Source organism: Geobacillus zalihae NBRC 101842, assembly GCF_001544135.1.
Taxonomy (GTDB): domain Bacteria; phylum Bacillota; class Bacilli; order Bacillales; family Anoxybacillaceae; genus Geobacillus; species Geobacillus zalihae.
In genome coordinates this window covers 1-20,987 of the sequence record NZ_BCPV01000043.1, presented here as the reverse complement: position 1 = coordinate 20,987, position 20,987 = coordinate 1, and the positions used below count along the sequence as shown (strand labels likewise).

Genomic DNA, 20,987 nt, shown 5'->3' with positions numbered 1-20,987 from the left:
CTATACTTTCTCAATCGGCGCAAATTTAGCGAGCAGACGTTTAATGCCGATCGGGCTCGGGAAGGCGATATCGAGTTCTTGGTCGTCACCTTCGCCACGGACACTGACAACCGTACCGATTCCCCATTTCCGATGGTTCGCCCGGTCGCCGACTTTCCACACCCCGATGGCGCCGCCTGCCTGCAAGCGAGCGGACGCTGAACGGGAAACAGACGGTTTCCCGCGCGAGACTGTCTCCAGCAAATGCGCGGGAATCTCATCTAAAAAGCGCGACGGCCGGTTCATTTGGATGTTGCCAAACAGCGTCCGCATTTGCGCGTTCGTCAATACGAGCTCTTCCTCGGCCCGAGTGATGCCGACATACGCCAGCCGCCGCTCTTCTTCCATTTCATCCTCATTCTCCAGTGAACGAAGATGCGGAAAAATGCCTTCTTCCATGCCAATCAAAAACACGACCGGAAACTCAAGCCCTTTGGCGGCGTGCAGCGTCATGAAGACGACGGCATCGCCCTCGGCCGCCTGATCTGTCCCATTCAGCTCGTCCAAATCAGAAATGAGCGCCAAGTCGGTTAAAAAGGCGATGAGCGATTTATCGTCGCTCACATTTTCAAAATGCTTTGTCACCGACAAAAACTCGTCCAAGTTCTCAAGCCGGCTTTGCGCTTCAATCGTCCGTTCCGCCTTGAGCATCTCGCGGTAGCCCGATTGGTCGAGCACTTCCTCCACAAGTTCCGTCACCGGAACGTATTCTTGCAGCTGCGTCCATTGCTCAAGCTGTCCGCGAAACGCGGCGAGCGCCCCGGCCGTCTTCGCGCTGAAGCCGATCATCTCCAGCTCGCCGAGCGCTTCAAACAAGGACAGCTCATGCTCGGCCGCATAGCGGACAAGTTTGTCGATCGTAGAGGCGCCGATGCCGCGCTTTGGCACGTTGATGATGCGAAGCAAGCTCAAATCGTCATCGGGGTTGGCGATGACGCGCAAGTAAGCGAGAATGTCTTTAATTTCTTTCCGGTCATAGAACTTTAAGCCGCCGACGATTTGGTACGGAATGTTCGCTTTTAAAAACATTTCCTCGATGACGCGCGACTGGGCGTTCGTCCGATAAAGCACGGCAAAATCGCGGTAGCGGCGCTCCCCGCTCTCAACCGCCTCTTGAATGCGGCGGGCGACAAATTGCGCTTCGTCCACTTCGTTCATCGCTTCATAATAGACGATCGGCTTCCCTTCCGGGTTTTCCGTCCACAACCGCTTTGGTTTTCGATTGACGTTATGCGCAATGACTTCATTTGCCGCCTGCAGAATGCGTTTCGTCGAGCGGTAGTTTTGTTCAAGCAAAATGACTTTCGCGTTCGGGTAGTCGCGCTCAAACGATAAAATGTTGCGAATGTCCGCCCCGCGCCACCGGTAAATCGACTGGTCAGCGTCGCCAACGGCGCAAATGTTCTGAAAGCGTTCTGCCAGCTTTTTGACAAGCGTATATTGGGCGCGGTTCGTGTCCTGATACTCATCAATATGGATGTACTGGAACTTATATTGGTAATAGTGGAGCACATCCGGCACGCGGTCAAACAAGTGGATCGTCGTCATGATCAAATCGTCGAAATCGAGCGAATGATTCCGGAGAAGGCGCTGTTGATACTCTTGGTACACGTCGCCGACGATCTTTTCGTAGTACGTCGATGCCCGCTTCGCGAATTGCTCGGGCGTGAGCAAATCGTTTTTCGCCCCGCTGATCGTCGCTAAAATCGTCCGCGGCTCAAATTTTTTTGGATCGATATTTTTGTCTTTCAAAATCGCTTTGATGACCGAAAGCTGATCCGTCGGGTCAAGGATGGAAAAATTGCGATTGATGCCGATGCGGTCAATGTCGCGGCGCAGCATGCGGACGCACATCGAATGGAACGTCGAAATCCACACGTCTTCCGCCGCCCCGCCTAAGAGCGCCTGCACCCGCTCCTTCATTTCACGCGCCGCTTTGTTCGTAAACGTAATGGCTAAAATATTCCACGGCGCCACCTGTTTTTCCGCCATCAAATAGGCGATCCGGTGCGTCAGCACGCGCGTTTTTCCGCTGCCCGCTCCCGCCATGATGAGCAATGGGCCTTCTGTCGTTTTAACGGCTTCTTGCTGCTCTTTGTTTAAATGCGCAAGCAGCTTTTCCGATAAAAAATTCATCATGTCCACCACCAATAAACCATATGTTCTATTTTCCATCATCGCCGCTGCGTTGACCAGCCATCTGCTTCACCGCCGCCACCGTCGCCAACGCCTGTTCGAACGCGTCGTAAATCGCGTTGCCGACGACCACCGTATCGGCATAACGCGCCATATGCTCCGCCTGCTCAGGCGTTGTGATCCCTCCACCATAAAACAGCTGCGTCTGATCAAGCACTTGTTTCACTTTTTCCACTAAAGACGGATCGCCATAGACGCCGCTATACTCAAGGTAAAAAATCGGCAACCTGTACAAATGTGCGGCGAGGCGGGCGTACGCCACGACATCATCATCGGTGAGCGCCGCGTCGGCCTCGGCTAGCTCCGCCGCTTTGCAGGCTGGATTTAAAATGCAGTAACCTTCAGCGAAAATCTCATCCCAGTTCATGACATCGCCGTATTGTTTCACCGCCTCATGATGACGGCCGATGATCCACTCCGCCTGCCGGCTGTTTAACACGATCGGAACCAAATATACGTCAAATCCCGGCGTCAGCGCTTCGACGTCGGTGACTTCGAGCGCGCATGGCACCGAAAAACGGCGGATGCGAGCCAATAAATCCAGCACGTTGTCGATGGTCACCCCGTCGGTTCCGCCGACGATGACGGCATCCGTTCCCGACTCGCAAAGGCGCTCAAGGCGCTCGTCATCAATCGGTTTATTCGGGTCGAGTTTAAACACATGGCGCCAAGCGCGAATCTCCTCCATAGCGGCAACCCTCCACTCCGTCTCCATTGTTCCATTATAACAAATCCGCAAAAAGAAAAGGAGTTCCTTTGCAAATGGAAGGAATCTCCTTGCCGCGTCAGTCTGTGACCGCTTCGTTGGCTTCTTTCTCTTCTTGCTGTTGCTCCTCTTTAATGCGATCGAGCGCCATGGCGTAAGCATCATTGCCGTAGTTGAGGCAGCGCTTGACGCGCGAAATCGTCGCCGTGCTCGCTCCGGTTTCCGTTTCGATTTTGTGATACGTATATCCTTCGCGCAGCATGCGGGCGACCTCAAGCCGCTGGGCGAGCGCCTGGATTTCATTCACGGTGCATAAATCATCAAAAAAACGGTAACATTCTTCTAAATCGCGCAGCGATAAAATCGCTTTAAACAGTTGATCCAACTCTCTGCCGCGCAGTTTGTCAATTTGCATAGCTGCTTCCTCCTTGCGTTTTGGCGGGAAAAATGTTGTAGCCAACCAATCTGCGAATCCACCGCCCCTTTGCCTTGCAACAGACAAGGCGGTTATGATTTCCACTGGACGATCGCCAGTTCCGGCACGATATTGATCCACGTTTTTCCCGGCACGAATCCGATCGGAGCCCCATCGCGGTATGGCAGCAGCCGGCCGTCGACGTTTTTCCATTCGATCAGCTGCATGACGCCGCCCTGCAGCAAGTACCCCTTGCCGCCGGAGACGAGGTCGATGTCGCGCCGCCCGTGGCTGTCAACCACTTGATGGTGGGCGGCGATGATCATGACGTTTTGCACGACAATCGGCTTATGCGTATCATAATCGATCGTTTGCTCGCCGCCGCTGTACCGGTAATACCCCTTTTGTTCCGAAACATATTGGTATTCAACCTGGGCATAGGCGCGATGCGAATAGGCGATGTGAACCGTCCCGACCTTTTGGCCGCTCGGCTCATCGGTGCGAAACGATAGCGGGGGAACGTTATCCGTCCAAGCATACCCGTTTTGTTCCGCCCCTTTTTCAATGTTGGCAAACGTAATGTACGAGTTGTGCGGCGCCTTGCGGAACGGGACGCGCTGAAACAATGTGCCGTCATAAAACAATCCGTTCAAATAGTCGATTCCGCCTCCCTCAAGACGCGCTTTCGCCTCCGGACTCCAGCCATGGCATACATACAGTGCATGGTAGCCTTCACTCAAGTCAATATAGTAATCACGCGCGCTTCGCACCGGTCCGACCCGCTCCGGCAATTCGCTTTGATACAACGCCAACAAACGGGTGATATCGCCCTCGGCGAGCACCTCATACACGATGTCCGCCTTGCTTAATCCCGACTGTGGGCGCGCCTTCGGGTGGTTGTTGATCATCACGCCGACGACCCGCTGATGGATGTTCCCTTTCGCCGGCAGCCCCGTCAGCGGGAACGTTTGTTGTTCCTCCGCCCGAGGCTTGGACGGCTGCTCCTGCCGAGGAGCCGGTTCGGCGTGCTTCGGCTCGCTTTTGGTCGTGCAGCCGCCTAACAACAATACCGCGCAACTGACAGCGAACAGCCAATGTTTCAATGGACACACAACCTTTTCTTTTTTATTTTACCGCATTATCGAAGGAAAGAGTACCGTTTTGTGCATGACATCATAAATCCCGCGTTGCGTGACACGCACATACGGCAGGTGGGTTGACTGTAAAAACAGCAGCGAATACACCGGGTCTTCGAATGGATATCCGCGCTCACGCAGCAAACGGACGAACGTTTTTTCTTCGTTGATCAATTCATCCACCTCTAAGGAGGACATCATGCCGCCTAAAGGAAGCGAGAGCTCAAACAAAATCTCTCCGTCCTCAGCGAGCACAATGCCGCCGCCGATCTCCTTCATCCGCCGGAAGGCGAGCATCATATCTTCCTTATGCTTGCCGATCAAAATCAAATCCCCGGTGTTCGAATAAGAACTTGCCAGCCCGCCAAGCGCCGATGAAAAACCTTTCAACATCGTATTGACGCGCCAGCGCCCGTTTCGGTCAAGCAGCACTAAAAAACATTCATCATGATCATGACCTAAACGATCGCGCGACGTATCAATCGACACGGAATACGGTTTTAAAATGACGGCGTTTTCCATGCGCAGTCCCATCGGCATCGAAAACTGCAAATCATCCCAGTCCACCTCCCATGGCAACGATAACGGCCGAATGCCAAACTGCCCCCATTCCAGATCTGGCCAGAGAGGCGGCGCTTCTCCATCGCGCTTCACCCATTCGCCTTTGGCGAGCACTTGCGCCGGCGTCGGATCGTGAGCCGAGCGCAAAAAGTTGATATGAGCGATGCGGCCGGTGGCAATGCTGCCGTGAAGATGCTCGATGCCGTAGTGGCGGGCGGCGTTGATCGTCGCCATCGCATAGGCATCGATCACCGGCACGCCATGCTCGATCGCGATGCGGATCAGCCAATCGATCACTCCATTCTCATAAAACGATGGCGGCGAGCCATCCGTCGTCAACAAGCATTTATCATAATGCCGGATGCCAAGCGCTTTCATCTCTTCAAGCAGCACCGGCAAATCGGGGCGAATCGAGGAATGCCGAAGCGCGACGGTATAGCCGTGCCAAAGGCGCATGCGCACTTCCTTTCCCGTCATTGCCTCATGATCGCCATCTGCGCCAAAGAGCGCCATTTTGACAAGCGTCTTTTCCGACGCCCCCGGAAAATGCCCTTCAATTTTGCGGCGTCGCCGATGCGCTTCTTGCATCCAGTACAAGATGATGTCATCGCCGCTCGCCACTTTTGGCCATGAGGTCAACTCACCGCCTTGAAGCACCGCCTCTTGGTCAAGCCAGCGCTTGATCCGAGCATTGGACACTTGTTCCTCTTCGCGCTCGAGCTCCGTTTGCCCATCAAATCGGCACCACCAATACATCGACGTTGGAAGCGCATTCATTTCTTGTAAAAAGAAAAGCGCTTCTTCATCATCGAGCTGCAAAAGCAAAAACAAGTTATCGTTGAGGAGTGTTGTTGTTCCGTGCGCCGCTGCATAACGGGCAAATGAATGGGGATTATATAATTGAAATGGATGGACATGCGGCTCGATGTAGCCGGGAACGAGCACATATCCACGGCAGTCGACGATTTCACACGCCTCGTCGACCTGATCAGGAAGACGCTCTCCGGCATACACGATGCGATCTCCATGGATCCATATGTTTCCTTTTACCCATTCACGAAAATACGAGTGCAAATACGTCGCATTCACCAATACTTTCGTCGGCGATTGTTTGCCATCAATCACCGCTGCTTGTGCACGCAGTTCGCTGCCTTTCCATCGGTAACGTTGTTCGCCCATTGATACCCCGTCCCTTGTTTCCTAATCGTTCCATACAACCATTTTAACGCACAAAAGCGACTTTCACAATAAAAAATATTAAGGAGGGGACAGACCGATGGCGAATATCGGCATTGTGAACGCATTGATTCGCATCACGGTTGGCCTGACTGTCATCGCCTGGGCCACCGCCCGCCTGGCTCGGCGGCCTTGGTGCACATCCTATTTGTGGGCCGCTTTGCTTGGAGCGATGAAAGTCGGAGAAGGGATCACCCGTTTTTGTCCGATGACCGCTCTGTTTGACAATATGCAGCGCCGACAGCTGCTTGAAGAGGAAAAGGAAGCGGTCGTCAATCCGACATGAGGGAGGACATCCGTTCGACGTTGCGCACCGCTTTTTCCAATATCCTCCATCCCACCGTCATTCGGCAACATTTTTCGCATCGTGAGTGATGCGTGCTGCTTCGGTATCGAAGCGGCCCGTGAAGAGTGCAGACTGTCAACGAAAGAGAAGAAAAGCAACATGATTCGCGGCTTGGCATTGTGGACTAGCCAAACATCATCAAAAAAGGTGTCCCATACTTGGGACACCTTCGACTACAAAGGAGTGAACCACCTTGCTGCTCGAGTATATGACCGATATGTCGTTCGTATTGGCCGCGTTAATCGGCGGCATTATCGCCCTTTCATACGTGTATATGCGGCGGAGGCGCGTTCGATAGCGCGCCGGCCGATATCGCGGCGGTAAAATAAACCGTCACAGTCGATCGCGGCCAATTGCTCGTACGCTCTTTCCTTCGCTTCGGCAAGCGTCTCCCCTTTGGCCGCTAACAGGAGAACGCGTCCGCCATTGGTGTACCATGCGCCGCCTTCTCGTTTGGTGCCAGCATGGAACAACAACGCATCAGGGGAAATTCGGTCCAACCCGCGGATTTCGGCCCCGCGCTCGTACGCGCCGGGGTAACCTTTCGCTGCCAGCACGACGCCAAGCACCGCCTCGTCCGTCCATTCAAGCTCCAACTCTTTTCCATCCATCACCGCTAGTACCGCTTCCACCAAATCGGTCTTCAGCCGCGGTAGCACGACTTGTGCCTCTGGGTCGCCAAAACGGGCGTTGAATTCGATCACTTTCGGCCCCGTTGCTGTTTCGATCAGCCCGGCATACAGCACGCCGGTAAACGGCCGGCCTTCAGCCACTAACGCTTTGGCGACCGGACGCAAGATCGTCTCCAGCGCTGTTTCCACCGTCTCCGCCGAGATTTGCGGCACCGGCGAGTAGGCTCCCATGCCGCCGGTGTTCGGTCCTTCGTCTCCGTCATACGCCCGCTTATGGTCTTGGGCGATGGAGAGCGGATACACCTTCTCGCCGTTAACGAACGCCATAAACGAAAATTCTTCCCCTTCTAAATACTCCTCAATGACAACTTGACTGCCGGCTGTGCCGAATTGTCCGTCGACAAGCGCTGCCTTCGCCGCGGCAAGCGCGTCTTCCACCGTTTGGGCGACGGTGACGCCTTTTCCGGCGGCCAATCCGTCCGCTTTCACGACGATCGGCGCGCCTTTTTGTTCAATGTACGCTTTCGCTTCTTCGTATGACGTAAAGGTCGCATGGTCCGCCGTTGGGATGCCGTATTTCTTCATCAGCTCTTTGGCAAACGCCTTGCTTCCTTCGATGAGCGCCGCCCTCTGGCTTGGGCCGAAAATGCGAAGCCCCTCGGCCATAAAACGGTCAACAATGCCGGAAGCAAGCGGCGCTTCCGGCCCGACGATCGTCAAATCGATCGCCTGTTGTTTCGCAAACTGCACCAATGCCTCAATATCGAGCTCATCAATAGGAATCAGTTCCGCCACGTCCGCGATGCCCGGGTTTCCCGGCGCTACATACAGCTTGCCAACAAGCGGGCTTTGCGCCGCTTTCCAGGCGATGGCGTGCTCGCGCCCGCCTCGTCCGATGACCAGTACATTCATCGTCTCCCTCTCCTTTGCCACACTTAATGTTTAAAGTGGCGCACGCCGGTGAAGACCATGGCGATGCCGTATTCATCCGCTTTGCGGATCGAGTCGGCGTCGCGAATCGAGCCGCCCGGCTGAATGATCGCGGTAATGCCGGCTTTCGCCGCCGCCTCGACCGTATCGTCCATCGGGAAGAACGCATCGGACGCCAACACGGCGCCAACCGCCTGTTCCCCAGCCTGTTCAATCGCAATTTTGGCCGCGCCGACCCGGTTCATTTGCCCGGCGCCAACGCCGACCGTCATCCCGTTTTTGGCCAGTACAATCGCATTCGATTTCACATGTTTGACAACCTTCCAAGCAAACCGAAGCTGTTCGCGCTCAGCCTCGGTCGGCTCGCGCTTCGTTACGACATTCCATTCGGCGTCTTCAAGCGTGAACGTATCGGCCTCTTGGACGAGCAAGCCGCCATTGACGGAAACGAGCATGTTTTCCTTGACGTCCGGCGCGGTAAAATCAAGCGTCAACAGACGGATGTTTTTCTTTTTCGTCAAAATGGCAAGCGCCTCGTCGCTGAATGACGGAGCGATGACGATTTCCAAAAAGATGTCGTGCATCCGTTCGGCTGTTTCTTTGTCCACTTCACGGTTGACCGCAATAATGCCGCCGAAAATCGAGACTGGATCGGCTTCGTACGCTTTCGTAAACGCCTCAAGAAGCGTCGCGCCGACGCCGACGCCGCACGGGTTCATATGTTTGATGGCGGCCACAGCCGGCTCTTGAAATTCGCGAATGAGGTTGATCGCCGCATTGGCGTCGTTAATGTTGTTGTACGACAACTCTTTGCCATGCAGCTGTGTCGCGTTGGCAATCGAGAACGCCGCACCGAGCGGCTTGGCATAAAACGCTGCCGATTGATGCGGATTCTCGCCATAGCGCAATGATTGTTTTTTCGTATACGTGACCGTGAGCGTTTCCGGATAGTTCTCTCCGGTGAGGTTTGTCAAATACTCCGCAATCATCGCGTCATACGCCGCCGTATGGCGGAACGCTTTCGCCGCCAGTTGTTGCCGCGTTTTTACTTGGATCGAACCGGTCATTTTCAGTTCTTCAATCACTATCGGATAGTCGGCTGGATCGACGACAATCGCGACATCAGCATAGTTTTTCGCCGCCGCCCGCACCATCGTCGGGCCGCCGATATCGATGTTTTCAATCGCCTCGGCGAGCGTCACATCCGGTTTGGCGATCGTTTGTTGGAACGGATACAAGTTGACGACGACCAAATCGATCGGGCGAATGCCGTGCTCTTTAAGCGCCGCTTGGTGGCGCTCATCGCTGCGCACCGCCAAAATGCCGCCGTGAATGGCCGGATGCAATGTTTTGACGCGCCCGTCCAAAATTTCCGGAAAGCCGGTGACATCGGAAATCGAAATGACGGGAACGCCGGCGTCTTCAAGCGCTCGTTTTGTCCCACCGGTCGAAATGATATCAATGCCAAGTTCAGCCAGCTGCTTCGCAAACGGAATGATGCCTTCCTTATTGGACACGCTGATCAATGCTCGTTTCACTGCCATCGTTCTCGATCCTTTCTTCCTGTTGTTCCTTTTCCCCTAGCAGCATGCGCAACACCGTCGGGTACAGCTCGTGTTCGACTTGATGGATGCGCGCCTCAAGCGCCTCGATCGGCTCGCCCGGCACGATCGGAACAACGCGCTGGGCGATGACCGGCCCGGTGTCCATCCCTTCATCAACGTAATGAACGGTGACCCCTGTTTCCAAAACGCCAGCCCGATACGCTTGGCCGATCGCATCCTTGCCCGGAAACGCCGGCAGCAGCGACGGATGAATGTTGACGATTTTCCCTTCATAGGCGGAAAGCAAAGTCGGCCCGATCAAGCGCATATAGCCGGCCAACGCAATCCAGTCGATTTGGCGTTCCTTTAGCTCACGCAAAATCTCGCTCTCAAACGCCGCTTTGGACGGGTAGTCTTTTGGAGAAAACACAAACGCCGGCACGTTTTCGCGCGCCGCTCGTTCAATGACTTTCGCACCTGGGCGGTCGCAGACCAAAAGCGCTACTTCCGCGGGCACCTCGCCGCGCTTGGCCGCGTCGACGATCGCTTGAAAGTTCGTGCCGCTTCCTGAGGCGAACACCGCCAGCCGCTTCATGCCCGGCCCCCTCCAGCAAACGACACGTCCGCTCCTTCGGCCACTTCGCCGATGATGTACGCCGGTTCGCCTCGTTCCGAAAGCCACTCAACAAGAGGCGCCGCCGTTTCCGGACTGACAGCGAGCACAAGGCCGATGCCCATATTAAAGACGGAAAACATCTCTTCTTCCTCAAGCTCGCCTTTTTGGCGCAACAAGTCAAAAATCGGCAAAATCGGCCATGAACCAAGCTGAATGCGCGCGCCGATTCCTGGCGGCAGCATGCGCGGAATGTTTTCGATCAACCCGCCGCCGGTAATATGCGCCATCCCTTTGATCGTAAACCGCTCGCGCACAGAGCGCAACAGTTTCGCATAAATGCGCGTCGGCTTCAATAACTCCTCGCCGAGCGGAACATCAAGCGGCTCGTAAATCTCATTAAGCGACAATTTCGCTTGTTCAAACACGATGCGGCGCACAAGCGAATAGCCGTTGCTGTGAAGGCCGCTTGATGGCAGGCCGACAAGCGCATCGCCCGCTTGAATCGTCTCTCCGGTTATGAGTCGCTCTTTTTCCGCAACGCCGACCGCAAACCCAGCCAAATCATACTCATCTTCATCATACATTCCTGGCATTTCCGCGGTCTCCCCGCCGATCAAGGCGCAGCCGGCTTCGACGCAGCCGTCGGCCACCCCTTTGACGATGGCGGCGATTTTCTCCGGCACCGCCTTGCCGCAAGCGATATAGTCGAGGAAAAAGAGCGGCTCCGCCCCTTGGACAATAATATCGTTGACACACATAGCGACACAGTCGATGCCGATCGTATCATGCCGGTCAAGCAAAAACGCTAGTTTCAACTTCGTTCCGACACCGTCCGTGCCGGAGACAAGCACCGGCTGGCGGTAACCAAGCGCGGATAGATCAAACAAGCCGCCAAACCCGCCGATCCCACCCAGCACTTCGGGACGCATCGTTTTTTGCACGTGCTCTTTCATGAGGGCGACGGCCTGATAACCAGCCTCGATGTCGACCCCTGCTTGTTTGTATGCCTTTGCCACGTCAACTCCTCCTTTTCGCCGCCCATCACGCTCAGGACGCCAGGCGACGCTCTTGTTGCGCAGCGTTTCTCTCGTGGAAACGCGCCACCACACTCGTCAGCTGCACCGGTTATACTTCCTCCATCATTTCATCGTCAGACATGGCCGCGCCGTTTGACCGAGGCGGGTCGGATATTGGCCAGTAAAACACGCCAAACATTGCCCGCGCTCTGGCGAGACGTCCGGACGCCCGATGGCCTCAAGCATCCCTTCCTGGCTGATAAAGGCGAGGGAATCAGCGCCAATCAAGCGCCGAATCTCTTCAACAGTGCGATTCGCCGCGATCAATTCTTCCTTTGACGACGTATCAATGCCGTAAAAGCAAGGATGGGTGATCGGCGGCGCGCTGATGCGCACGTGCACTTCGACCGCTCCCGCTTCGCGGAGCATCGAGACGATGCGCCGGCTCGTCGTCCCGCGCACGATTGAATCGTCGACCATCACAACCCGTTTGCCGGCCACAACCCCGCGCACCGGCGACAGCTTCATTTTCACTCCTTGCTCGCGCAGCGCCTGCGACGGCTGGATGAACGTCCGGCCAACATAACGGTTTTTGATGAGCCCTAATTCATAGGGGATGCCGCTCGCCTCAGCATAGCCGATGGCAACGGAGATGCTTGAGTCCGGCACGCCGGTGACGATGTCAGCGTCGGCCGGAGCCTCGAGCGCCAGCCGTTTTCCTAAATTTTTGCGGGCCGTATGGACGTTGATGCCATCGACATGGCTGTCCGGACGAGCGAAATAAATGTACTCCATGCTGCAAATCGACCGCGGCTGCCTAGAAGCGAACCGTTCTGAACGCACCCCTTCGCGGCTGATGATGAGCAATTCCCCAGGCGCCACTTCCCGCTCGTATGTGGCGCCGATGACGTCAAACGCGCACGTTTCCGACGCCACGACATACGCCGAGCCGAGCCGGCCGAGCGACAGCGGCCGAAACCCGTGCGGATCAAGCGCCGCATAGAGCGCCTTTTCCGTCAGCAGCAAAAACGCAAACGCCCCTTCGATCTGACTGAGCGCCTCTTTCATTTGCTCGACAAACGTCGGCGCTTGGCTGCGGCGGATGAGATGGGCGAACACTTCCGTATCCGATGTCGTCTGAAAAATGCTTCCTTGTCCTTCAAGCGCGAGCTTCAACTCGATGGCGTTTGTCAAGTTGCCGTTATGGGCCAACGCCATCGCGCCGGTTTGCGAGCGGAACAAGAGCGGCTGCACGTTTTCATAGCCGCCCCCACCCGCCGTCGAATAGCGGACATGACCGATGGCCGCCGCCCCTTTGAGTGCATCGAGCGTGCCGCTTTGAAACACGTCCGTCACCAGCCCCAGCCCTTTATGACCGGATAAGCTCCCGTTATGCGCCGCCACGATGCCGGCCCCTTCCTGCCCACGGTGCTGCAGGCTGTGAAGCCCGTAGTATGTGAGCCGGGCGGCGTCTTCATGCCCCCAAATGCCGAAAATGCCGCACTCCTCGTTCAATCCTTTGATTTCAGCAAGCATGGAATAGCCCCTTTCCAGACATTTCGCATCTTGGCAACGGAAAGGTGAATGAGCGTCTCACCGTGCTCCCCGTTCACCACGAATGCGCCATCGTCTGTCACTTCGCCGATTTGTTTCGCTTCAACCAGTTGCTCAAACGCCTCTTTTTGCTCTTTTTTCACCGAGACAACAAAGCGTGATTGCGTTTCGCTGAACAGTTCACTGACGAGGTCACCGCCGATCGTCACCTTGGCGCCAAGCCCCGAGGCACCCATGACACACTCAGCAAGCGCAACGGCTAATCCTCCTTCGGCAATATCATGCGCTGACGCCACCACCCCCGCGCGGATCGCTGCAAGCAGCTGGCGCTGGCGGCTTGCTTCCACCTCTAAGTCAATCTCCGGTGCTTTTCCAAAAATGCGGCCTTCCAGCCATTTTTGCAACTCGCTGCCGCCAAACTCCGGCTTCGCCTCGCCGATCACGTAAATGAGGTCGCCCGCTTGCTTAAACGACTGAGTCGTAATATGGGAAAGATCATCAATGAGACCGACCATGCCAACGACCGGGGTTGGGTACACGGCCTCGCCGTTCGTTTCATTGTACAGCGAGACGTTGCCGCTCACGACCGGCGTCCCGAGCGCCCGGCACGCTTCGCTCATCCCGTCGACTGCTTTTTCGAGCTGCCAGAAAATCTCCGGCTTTTCCGGGCTGCCAAAGTTGAGGCAGTCCGTAATGGCGAGCGGCTTCGCTCCGGAGCAGACGACATTGCGCGCCGCCTCGGCGACGGCGATTTTCCCGCCCGTTTCCGGATCCAAATACAAGTAGCGCGAGTTGCAATCCGTCGTCAGCGCGAGCGCCTTGTTCGTGCCGCGGATGCGCACGACCGCCGCGTCCGATCCGGGGGCGACGACCGTATTCGTCCGCACCATATAGTCGTACTGGTCGTACACCCATTCTTTGCTCGCAATCGTCGGCTGGGCGAGCAGCCCGAGCAATGTTTGGTTGTAGTCTTCGATGTGCGGAATATACGGCGGCATCGCTTGAAACTCGCGGTAATAAGCCGGCTCCGCAGACGGTTTATGATACACCGGCGCGTCTTTCGCCAAGGCGTCCACTGGAATTTCCGCCGCCACCTCGCCTCGGAACAAGAGGCGGAGCATTTTGTCATCGGTCACTTTGCCGATTGCTTTGGCCTCTAGGCCGTATTTGGCAAAAATCGCGGCGATTTCGTCTTCACAACCTTGCTTGACAACAAGCAACATCCGTTCCTGCGATTCGGACAGCATCATTTCGTACGGCGTCATGCCTGCCTCACGCTGCGGGACGAGATCCAAATTCATTTCAATGCCAAATCCGCCTTTGCTTGCCATCTCGGCGGATGAACTCGTGAGTCCTGCCGCCCCCATATCTTGAATGCCGACTAACGCATCGGACTTGACTGCTTCAAGACACGCCTCAAGCAGCAGTTTTTCCATAAACGGGTCGCCGACTTGCACGGCGGGACGCTTTGCTTCCGACTGTTCGCTCAACTCTTCCGAAGCAAACGTCGCCCCGTGGATGCCGTCGCGGCCCGTTTTCGCCCCGACGTACATGACCGTGTTGCCGACCCCGGTCGCCACGCCGCGCTGAATGTCCTCATGGCGGATGATCCCGACGCACATGGCGTTGACCAATGGGTTGCCTTCATACGCCGGGTCGAACTGCACCTCGCCGCCGACGGTCGGGATGCCGACGCAGTTGCCGTACCCGGCAATGCCGGCGACGACCTGCTCAAACAAATATTTGACGCGCGGCGACGTCAGTTCGCCAAACCGAAGCGAGTTCAAAAGCGCGATCGGCCGCGCCCCCATCGAAAAGACGTCGCGGATGATGCCGCCGACCCCGGTCGCCGCCCCTTGATACGGCTCGATCGCTGACGGATGGTTATGGCTTTCGATTTTAAACGCCACCGCCAGCCCGTCGCCAATATCGACAATGCCCGCACCCTCACCCGGCCCTTGCAGCACGTGCGGACCATCAGTCGGGAATTTTTTCAGCACCGGCTTCGAGTTTTTGTAGCTGCAATGCTCCGACCACATGACGGCAAAAATGCCGGTTTCCGTGTAGTTCGGCAGCCTCCCCAAAATCGCTTCAATGCGCGCAAACTCTTCATCTGTTAACCCCATCTCACGGTACAACTTTTGTTCTTTGATCATCGCCGCGCTCGGCTCAAGCAGTAACGACATGCGTCTCCCTCCAATAGTTGACGATCGATCGGAATAGTTTCAATCCGTCCGCGCTGCCGAGCAAGGCGTCGACCGCCCGCTCCGGATGCGGCATCATGCCGAGCACATTGCCCCGTTCATTGACGATGCCGGCAATATCCGCCAAGCTGCCGTTCGGATTTTCTCCATGGTAACGGAACACGATTTGCCGGTTCTTGACAAGGCGCTCGAGCGTCTGTTCATCGCAATAATAATTCCCTTCGCCATGGGCGATTGGAATTGTAATGACTTCGCCTTTTTCGTAGGCAGACGTAAACATCGTTTCATGATTTTCCACCGTCAGCTGGACCGGCCGGCAGATGAACTTCAACCCTTGATTGCGGCGCATCGCCCCAGGAAGCAAGCCGGCTTCAAGCAAAATTTGAAACCCGTTGCACACGCCAAGCACCGGTTTTCCGGCGTCAGCTGCCTGTTTGACGGCAGCCATTACTTTCGAAAAGCGGGCGATCGCCCCCGAACGCAAGTAATCGCCGTACGAAAAGCCGCCTGGAAGCAAAATGGCGTCAAAACGGTCTAGATCGTCCTCGTCATGCCAAACGTATTCGACCTCTTCGCCAAGTTCATCGGCGATCGCATGATACATATCGACATCGCAATTCGATCCCGGAAACACAACGACGGCAAACTTCATCGGGCGACGGCCTCCTCGATTTCATAGCGGTAGTCTTCAATCACCGGGTTGGCAAGCAGTTTTTCACACATCTCGCGAACGAGCTCGTTGATGTCGCGGTCGCTCTCTTCAATCACGAGCTCCATAAACTTCCCGATTCGTACATCTTTCACTTCCGTATACGATAAGCTGTGCAGCGCCCCTTTTACAGCGATCCCTTGCGGATCCAACACACTCTCTCGCAACGTGACATACACTTTTACTTTGTACATGCCGATTCTCCCCCTAACCGTTGTAAAATGACTTCGTATGCGTCCGTCAAACTGCCCAAGTCGCGGCGAAACACGTCTTTGTCGAGCTTTTCGTTCGTCTTTGCGTCCCATAACCGGCACGTGTCCGGTGAAATCTCATCCGCCAAGAGGATGGCTCCGTCTGCTGTACGGCCGAACTCAAGCTTAAAATCAATCAACCGCACGTTCCGCTCGGCAAAATGGAGGCGCAGCACGTCATTCACCGCCAGCGCGGCCTGCTTCAGCGCGGCGATTTCCTCGCGGCTGGCGAGTTTTAAAATGAAGATATGATCTTCCAACAACAACGGGTCGCCAAGGTCGTCGTTTTTGTAATAAAACTCAACAAGCGGCGCCTCAAGCGGCGTCCCTTCCTCTAGACCGATCCGCTTGGCTAAACTTCCCGCTACCACATTGCGGACAACGACTTCAAGCGGGATGATCGTCACGCGCCGGACCAATTGTTCCGTTGGCGACAGCTTTTCAATAAAATGATTGGCAATGCCTGCTTCGCGCAGCTTCAAAAACAACAAGCTGGAAATCTCGTTATTGAGCCGCCCTTTGCCGGCGATCGTCGCCTTTTTTTCGCCGTTAAACGCCGTTGTGCTGTCTTTGTACTCGACCCAAAGCACATCTGGCTCGTCAGTCGCGTAAATTTTTTTCGCTTTCCCTTCATATAACAGCTGTTGTTTCGTCGGCACGATCAACGCCTCCGTTTATCCAGAAGATTGAAAATCTTTTGTATAGCCGGCCGGCTTCGACCAGCCGGCAGCCGCTCACTCCAACCCTAAGCGGGCAAAAATCGTATCGACATGTTTCAAATGATGACGATAATCAAAACAATCATCGAGTTCCTCTTTCGTCAGCCGGCTCATGATCCGCTCATCCGCTTCAAGAAGCGAGCGGAACGGCACTTGTCTCTCCCACGCTTCCATCGCTTTCGGCTGCACCAAATCGTACGCCTCCTCGCGCGTCATCCCCTTGTCGATCAAGGCAAGCAAGACTCGCTGTGAATAAATGAGCCCGAACGTGCGCTCCATATTTTTTTTCATGTTTTCCGGGTACACAAGCAAATGTTTCACGATATTCGCGAATCGGTTCAACATATAATTCAACGCAATCGTCGCATCCGGCAAAATGATGCGCTCGGCCGACGAATGGGAAATGTCGCGTTCATGCCAAAGCGGCACGTTTTCGTACGCTGTCACCATATACCCGCGGATGACGCGCGCCATGCCGGTCATGTTTTCCGAACCGATCGGATTGCGCTTATGCGGCATCGCTGATGAGCCTTTTTGTCCTTTGGCAAAAAACTCTTCGACTTCGCGGACTTCGCTTTTTTGCAAGCCGCGAATCTCGACGGCAAATTTTTCAATCGATGTCGCAATTAAGGCCAATGTCGCCATATAGTAAGCGTGGCGGTCGCGCTGCAGCGTCTGCGTCGAAATCGGCGCCGGCGTCAAGCCGAGTTTTTCACAAACATACTGCTCCACAAACGGATCCACGTTGGCGTACGTGCCGACTGCGCCGGAAATTTTCCCTACTTCCACCATCTTGGCTGCTTGTTCAAACCGCTCCAAATTCCGTACCATCTCGGCATACCAAAGCGCCAGCTTCAGCCCGAACGTCGTCGGTTCGGCATGAACGCCGTGCGTGCGCCCCATCATGACCGTGTATTTATGTTCGCGCGCTTTCTCTTTCAGCACTTGAATGAAGTTTTCCAAATCACGCCGCAAAATCGCGTTCGCCTGCTTTAACAAGTAGCCGAGCGCCGTATCGACAACATCGGTCGACGTGAGACCATAATGCACCCATTTTCGTTCTTCCCCAAGCGTCTCAGAAACGGCGCGGGTGAAGGCGACGACATCGTGGCGCGTTTCTTCTTCGATTTCCTTAATGCGGTTGACGTCAAACGACGCGTTTTCACGCAGGCGGCGGACATCTTCTTTTGGGATGACGCCAAGCTCGGCCCACGCCTCGCACGCGAGCAGTTCCACCTCAAGCCATGCCTTAAAGCGGTTTTCCTCGGTCCAAATCGCTCCCATTTCCGGTCTTGTGTAACGTTCAATCATCCTCGTTCCAGCCTCCGATCATGCCAAATTTGCCACGATTCGATTCGCGCCAACGCCGCCTCGACATCGTCTGCCAGCACCGTCACATGCCCCATTTTCCGCTTCGGCTTCGCTTCGTGTTTGCCGTACAGATGGACGTAGGTCCCCCCGTCGAACGCACCGATATGCCGAATGACCGGCTCGACGTGCTCGCCTAAAATATTGACCATCACCGCCGGCTTCAACAATTCGGTCGATCCGAGCGGCCAGTTGCAAACAGCGCGGATGTGCTGGGCAAACTGCGACGTCGCGCATGCATTGATTGTATAATGTCCGGAGTTGTGCGGTCTAGGGGCCAGCTCATTAATATAAATATCCCCGTCCGCAGTCAAAAACATTTCCACCGCCAGCGTCCCAACGAGCGAAAACGATGCGGCCAACACTTCCGCGTAGCGAATGGCCCGCTCTTGCACGCTTTCCGGAATTCGGGCCGGAACGATCGTTTGATGCAAAATGTTCTCGACATGAACATTTTCCGCCACTGGAAAAACAGCCGTCTCACCATCGAGGTTGCGGGCGACAATGACCGACATTTCCTTCACAAACGGCACCCAGCCTTCCAAAATGCATGGGCCAAGCCCAAGCAAATCAGCCGCTTTGGCTAGATCGCCTTCGCCGCGCAGCACATATTGCCCTTTGCCGTCGTAGCCGCCGCGCCGCGTTTTCAAGACGCACGGAAAGCCGATCATGGCAACGGCCTGTTCCAACTCATCCCATCCGTCCACTTCCCTATACGGCGCCACCGGCAACCCGGCCTCCACAATCGCCGCTTTCTCCAACGCCCGGTCTTGTGTCACCGCCAGCAGTCGGCTTCCTTGCGGGACATAGGCGTTTGCCTCCAGCCACTCAAGCGCTCGCGCATCGATATTTTCAAATTCGTACGTAATGACATCGCTCACGCAGGCCAGTTCAGCGATGGCGTCCAAATCATGATAAGGCGCCGTAATCTCCACATCGGCCACTTGCCCGCACGGGGAGTCAGGCGTTGGGTCGAGCACGGCAATGCGAAAACCCATCTCGCGCGCCGCCAAAGCCATCATCCGCCCGAGCTGCCCCCCGCCGATGATGCCGATCGTCTGCCCAGGAACGATCCGTTGCTTAGTCAAATTGATCACTGCTTTCTACGATTTGTTTGCGAATCGCTTCCCGCCGAGCTTTGAGCGCCTCCATATAGCGTGGCTCAAGCAGTCCAAGAATCGATGCGGCGAGCAGTCCGGCGTTGGTCGCCCCCGCCTTGCCGATCGCCACCGTCGCCACCGGCACCCCGCCTGGCATTTGCACAATCGACAATAACGAGTCAAGTCCATTCAATGCTTTTGACTGCACGGGCACCCCAATCACCGGCAGCGTCGTTTTCGCCGCGATCATCCCCGGCAAATGAGCCGCCCCGCCAGCGCCGGCAATGATCACGCGGATGCCGCGCTCCTCGGCTGTCTCCGCATACCGAAACATCTCATCCGGCGTCCGGTGCGCCGATACGACTTTTTTCTCAAACGGAACACCCAATTCCTCCAAAATGGCGCAAGCATGTTTCATCGTTTCCCAATCCGAATGGCTTCCCATGATCACCCCAACGAGCGGGCTCATACCGTTTCACTCCTTTTGCTAGCACAACAAAACCCAGAACATGCGTTCCCATCCGTAAACGAGGGAAAGCATCGTTCCGGGCTTTGACAGTTGCTGATCGAAAAAAAGCCAAAACCGATCCTTTCCCTCATAGTCCAATCATTTACGGTGATTGGGTAGAAACTTTTGGGCCATATTCCCAAAATTATATGAGGGATCTTCTCATACACTATGAAGTTACCTTTATAGTAGCAGGTTTTTTTTCGGCGTGTCAAGGAAAAAATCGAACATTTAGTATTTCATCAAAGTAAATGTTCGTGTTTTTTGAATCACCAAACGAAGAAGGCGGCATATGATGAATGAGCGGAGGAGGAGAGACACGATGGCCAAAGAAAATCCGTTTACGCCGTTTTCCGATTGGACAAAACATTGGCAGCAATTTTTTCAAAATGATTTTTGGGGAAGCATCCAGCCGTTGCTGCCGTCATCGAACAAGCCATCATCCGGTATGAACATTTACAAAAAAGACAACGAGCTGCTCGTTGTCATCAGCCTCCCGGGGCTCGAAAAAATCAAAGATGCAGAAGTGTATGTATCATACAAAACGTTGGAAGTGAAGGCAACCATTAATCTAAACTTCAAAGGGTTTGAGCTAGTAGAAGAAGGCCTTTTCCAAGGCCAATTCCAAAAAACAATCCCACTGCCGTTCGCCGTCAAAGAGGACCGCATCGAAGCAACATACCATAACGGCCTGTTGTTCATCCACCTGCATCGACTCATCCCTGACGAGCCGAAAAAGAAAATTGTCATCAAAAAAAGCGAATAATCTCCCCCACGAGTCCAAAAAAGGAGATACCTGCCTTTCCGAAAAAAATAAAAAAAGAGGGTGTCCATGCCGTACAGGACACCCTTACGCGAGTTTCCGTTTCCTATCGCTTTTATGAAAAAGGGGGTCTAGGAAACGATGATCACGCTTTACATTTTGGGGGAGAGGATTGAAAATGGCGTCATTCAAAATGACTCATTTCCCATTAGGCAAAAATAATGAGAGAACCATTCAGCTCCCTCATTTTTTTGCCTGCCTAGCAGCGACCTACTCTTGCAGGGGCGCTGGCCCCAACTACCATCGGCGCTGGAGGGCTTAACTTCCGTGTTCGGGATGGGAACGGGTGTTTCCCCTCCGCCATAGCCACTAGGCAAGCGGTTGGATTTTGACATCATTTATTATACTTGAAAAACAAACAATGTCAAGAAGGAAATT

Annotated in this window: 19 protein-coding genes, 1 rRNA gene and 1 riboswitch; of the genes, 2 read left to right on the top strand and 18 right to left on the bottom strand. The window is 55.0% G+C overall.

Annotated features, from left to right (window positions below; genetic code table 11):
* The 5 genes from pcrA to GZ1_RS12160 all read right to left on the bottom strand — a co-directional run bounded on the left by pcrA (position 1) and on the right by GZ1_RS12160 (position 6,232).
* Positions 1-2,175 (bottom strand): DNA helicase PcrA, encoded by a 2,175-nt coding sequence (gene pcrA, locus GZ1_RS12180; RefSeq protein ID WP_060788548.1) that lies wholly within the window; start codon positions 2,173-2,175, stop codon positions 1-3.
* A gap of 28 nt (positions 2,176-2,203) precedes the next feature.
* Positions 2,204-2,923, bottom strand: a complete 720-nt coding sequence (gene pcrB, locus GZ1_RS12175; RefSeq protein ID WP_053414305.1) for a heptaprenylglyceryl phosphate synthase — start codon at positions 2,921-2,923, stop codon at positions 2,204-2,206.
* Between the two features lie 97 nt (positions 2,924-3,020).
* Positions 3,021-3,356 carry a YerC/YecD family TrpR-related protein gene (locus GZ1_RS12170; RefSeq protein WP_011229782.1) on the bottom strand — a complete coding sequence of 112 codons (336 nt, stop codon included), beginning with the start codon at positions 3,354-3,356 and terminating at the stop codon, positions 3,021-3,023.
* 92 nt (positions 3,357-3,448) lie between these two features.
* A complete protein-coding gene (locus GZ1_RS12165; RefSeq protein ID WP_060788542.1) occupies positions 3,449-4,459 on the bottom strand; it encodes a DUF3048 domain-containing protein in 1,011 nt (336 codons plus the stop codon).
* Between the two features lie 27 nt (positions 4,460-4,486).
* A complete protein-coding gene (locus tag GZ1_RS12160; protein WP_013522826.1) occupies positions 4,487-6,232 on the bottom strand; it encodes an adenine deaminase C-terminal domain-containing protein in 1,746 nt (581 codons plus the stop codon).
* A gap of 97 nt (positions 6,233-6,329) precedes the next feature.
* Between GZ1_RS12160 and GZ1_RS12155 the strand changes: the two genes are divergently transcribed.
* Positions 6,330-6,575, top strand: coding sequence for a YgaP family membrane protein (locus GZ1_RS12155; RefSeq protein ID WP_013522825.1), 246 nt, complete (start codon positions 6,330-6,332; stop codon positions 6,573-6,575).
* A gap of 311 nt (positions 6,576-6,886) precedes the next feature.
* Here the strand turns inward: GZ1_RS12155 and purD are convergent, their stop codons facing one another.
* The 12 genes from purD to purE all read right to left on the bottom strand — a co-directional run bounded on the left by purD (position 6,887) and on the right by purE (position 19,747).
* Complete coding sequence (purD, locus tag GZ1_RS12150) at positions 6,887-8,179, bottom strand: phosphoribosylamine--glycine ligase (RefSeq protein WP_060788541.1); 1,293 nt, start codon at positions 8,177-8,179, stop codon at positions 6,887-6,889.
* A 23-nt stretch (positions 8,180-8,202) separates the two neighbouring features.
* Complete coding sequence (gene purH / locus GZ1_RS12145) at positions 8,203-9,741, bottom strand: bifunctional phosphoribosylaminoimidazolecarboxamide formyltransferase/IMP cyclohydrolase (RefSeq protein WP_060788540.1); 1,539 nt, start codon at positions 9,739-9,741, stop codon at positions 8,203-8,205.
* Positions 9,704-10,336 (bottom strand): phosphoribosylglycinamide formyltransferase, encoded by a 633-nt coding sequence (purN, locus tag GZ1_RS12140; RefSeq protein WP_013522822.1) that lies wholly within the window; start codon positions 10,334-10,336, stop codon positions 9,704-9,706. The genes purH and purN overlap by 38 nt, the downstream gene beginning before the upstream one ends.
* Positions 10,333-11,373, bottom strand: coding sequence for a phosphoribosylformylglycinamidine cyclo-ligase (gene purM / locus GZ1_RS12135; protein ID WP_060788539.1), 1,041 nt, complete (start codon positions 11,371-11,373; stop codon positions 10,333-10,335). The genes purN and purM overlap by 4 nt, the downstream gene beginning before the upstream one ends.
* A gap of 123 nt (positions 11,374-11,496) precedes the next feature.
* On the bottom strand, positions 11,497-12,909 hold the full coding sequence (gene purF / locus GZ1_RS12130; protein ID WP_060788538.1) for an amidophosphoribosyltransferase: 1,413 nt from the start codon (positions 12,907-12,909) through the stop codon (positions 11,497-11,499).
* Positions 12,885-15,113 (bottom strand): phosphoribosylformylglycinamidine synthase subunit PurL, encoded by a 2,229-nt coding sequence (gene purL, locus GZ1_RS12125; protein ID WP_060788537.1) that lies wholly within the window; start codon positions 15,111-15,113, stop codon positions 12,885-12,887. Before purL ends, purF begins: the two co-directional genes overlap by 25 nt.
* Positions 15,097-15,783, bottom strand: coding sequence for a phosphoribosylformylglycinamidine synthase subunit PurQ (purQ, locus tag GZ1_RS12120; RefSeq protein ID WP_020756421.1), 687 nt, complete (start codon positions 15,781-15,783; stop codon positions 15,097-15,099). The genes purL and purQ overlap by 17 nt, the downstream gene beginning before the upstream one ends.
* Positions 15,780-16,034 carry a phosphoribosylformylglycinamidine synthase subunit PurS gene (gene purS / locus GZ1_RS12115; protein WP_013522818.1) on the bottom strand — a complete coding sequence of 85 codons (255 nt, stop codon included), beginning with the start codon at positions 16,032-16,034 and terminating at the stop codon, positions 15,780-15,782. Before purS ends, purQ begins: the two co-directional genes overlap by 4 nt.
* A complete protein-coding gene (gene purC, locus GZ1_RS12110) occupies positions 16,022-16,750 on the bottom strand; it encodes a phosphoribosylaminoimidazolesuccinocarboxamide synthase (RefSeq protein WP_174520686.1) in 729 nt (242 codons plus the stop codon). Before purC ends, purS begins: the two co-directional genes overlap by 13 nt.
* A gap of 75 nt (positions 16,751-16,825) precedes the next feature.
* Positions 16,826-18,121, bottom strand: a complete 1,296-nt coding sequence (gene purB / locus GZ1_RS12105) for an adenylosuccinate lyase (protein WP_013144127.1) — start codon at positions 18,119-18,121, stop codon at positions 16,826-16,828.
* A complete protein-coding gene (purK, locus tag GZ1_RS12100) occupies positions 18,118-19,266 on the bottom strand; it encodes a 5-(carboxyamino)imidazole ribonucleotide synthase (protein ID WP_015373809.1) in 1,149 nt (382 codons plus the stop codon). Before purK ends, purB begins: the two co-directional genes overlap by 4 nt.
* A complete protein-coding gene (gene purE / locus GZ1_RS12095) occupies positions 19,259-19,747 on the bottom strand; it encodes a 5-(carboxyamino)imidazole ribonucleotide mutase (protein WP_013144125.1) in 489 nt (162 codons plus the stop codon). The genes purK and purE overlap by 8 nt, the downstream gene beginning before the upstream one ends.
* Before the next feature lie 110 nt (positions 19,748-19,857).
* A riboswitch (purine riboswitch) is annotated at positions 19,858-19,959 on the bottom strand.
* 149 nt (positions 19,960-20,108) lie between these two features.
* Between purE and GZ1_RS12090 the strand changes: the two genes are divergently transcribed.
* Complete coding sequence (locus GZ1_RS12090) at positions 20,109-20,552, top strand: Hsp20/alpha crystallin family protein (protein ID WP_060788536.1); 444 nt, start codon at positions 20,109-20,111, stop codon at positions 20,550-20,552.
* 254 nt (positions 20,553-20,806) lie between these two features.
* On the opposite strand, the gene rrf is transcribed toward GZ1_RS12090, so the two are convergent.
* Positions 20,807-20,923 (bottom strand): 5S ribosomal RNA (gene rrf / locus GZ1_RS12085).
* Positions 20,924-20,987 lie beyond the last annotated feature (64 nt).

What these genes read in the sequence shown, in the direction of transcription:
- pcrA (WP_060788548.1), bottom strand. Translation starts at nt 2,175, where the DNA reads ATGAATTTTTTATCGGAAAAGCTGCTTGCGCATTTAAACAAAGAGCAG.
- pcrB (WP_053414305.1), bottom strand. Translation starts at nt 2,923, where the DNA reads ATGGAGGAGATTCGCGCTTGGCGCCATGTGTTTAAACTCGACCCGAAT.
- GZ1_RS12170 (WP_011229782.1), bottom strand. Translation starts at nt 3,356, where the DNA reads ATGCAAATTGACAAACTGCGCGGCAGAGAGTTGGATCAACTGTTTAAA.
- GZ1_RS12160 (WP_013522826.1), bottom strand. Translation starts at nt 6,232, where the DNA reads ATGGGCGAACAACGTTACCGATGGAAAGGCAGCGAACTGCGTGCACAA.
- GZ1_RS12155 (WP_013522825.1), top strand. Translation starts at nt 6,330, where the DNA reads ATGGCGAATATCGGCATTGTGAACGCATTGATTCGCATCACGGTTGGC.
- purD (WP_060788541.1), bottom strand. Translation starts at nt 8,179, where the DNA reads ATGAATGTACTGGTCATCGGACGAGGCGGGCGCGAGCACGCCATCGCC.
- purH (WP_060788540.1), bottom strand. Translation starts at nt 9,741, where the DNA reads ATGGCAGTGAAACGAGCATTGATCAGCGTGTCCAATAAGGAAGGCATC.
- purN (WP_013522822.1), bottom strand. Translation starts at nt 10,336, where the DNA reads ATGAAGCGGCTGGCGGTGTTCGCCTCAGGAAGCGGCACGAACTTTCAA.
- purF (WP_060788538.1), bottom strand. Translation starts at nt 12,909, where the DNA reads ATGCTTGCTGAAATCAAAGGATTGAACGAGGAGTGCGGCATTTTCGGC.
- purL (WP_060788537.1), bottom strand. Translation starts at nt 15,113, where the DNA reads ATGTCGTTACTGCTTGAGCCGAGCGCGGCGATGATCAAAGAACAAAAG.
- purQ (WP_020756421.1), bottom strand. Translation starts at nt 15,783, where the DNA reads ATGAAGTTTGCCGTCGTTGTGTTTCCGGGATCGAATTGCGATGTCGAT.
- purS (WP_013522818.1), bottom strand. Translation starts at nt 16,034, where the DNA reads ATGTACAAAGTAAAAGTGTATGTCACGTTGCGAGAGAGTGTGTTGGAT.
- purB (WP_013144127.1), bottom strand. Translation starts at nt 18,121, where the DNA reads ATGATTGAACGTTACACAAGACCGGAAATGGGAGCGATTTGGACCGAG.
- purE (WP_013144125.1), bottom strand. Translation starts at nt 19,747, where the DNA reads ATGAGCCCGCTCGTTGGGGTGATCATGGGAAGCCATTCGGATTGGGAA.
- GZ1_RS12090 (WP_060788536.1), top strand. Translation starts at nt 20,109, where the DNA reads ATGGCCAAAGAAAATCCGTTTACGCCGTTTTCCGATTGGACAAAACAT.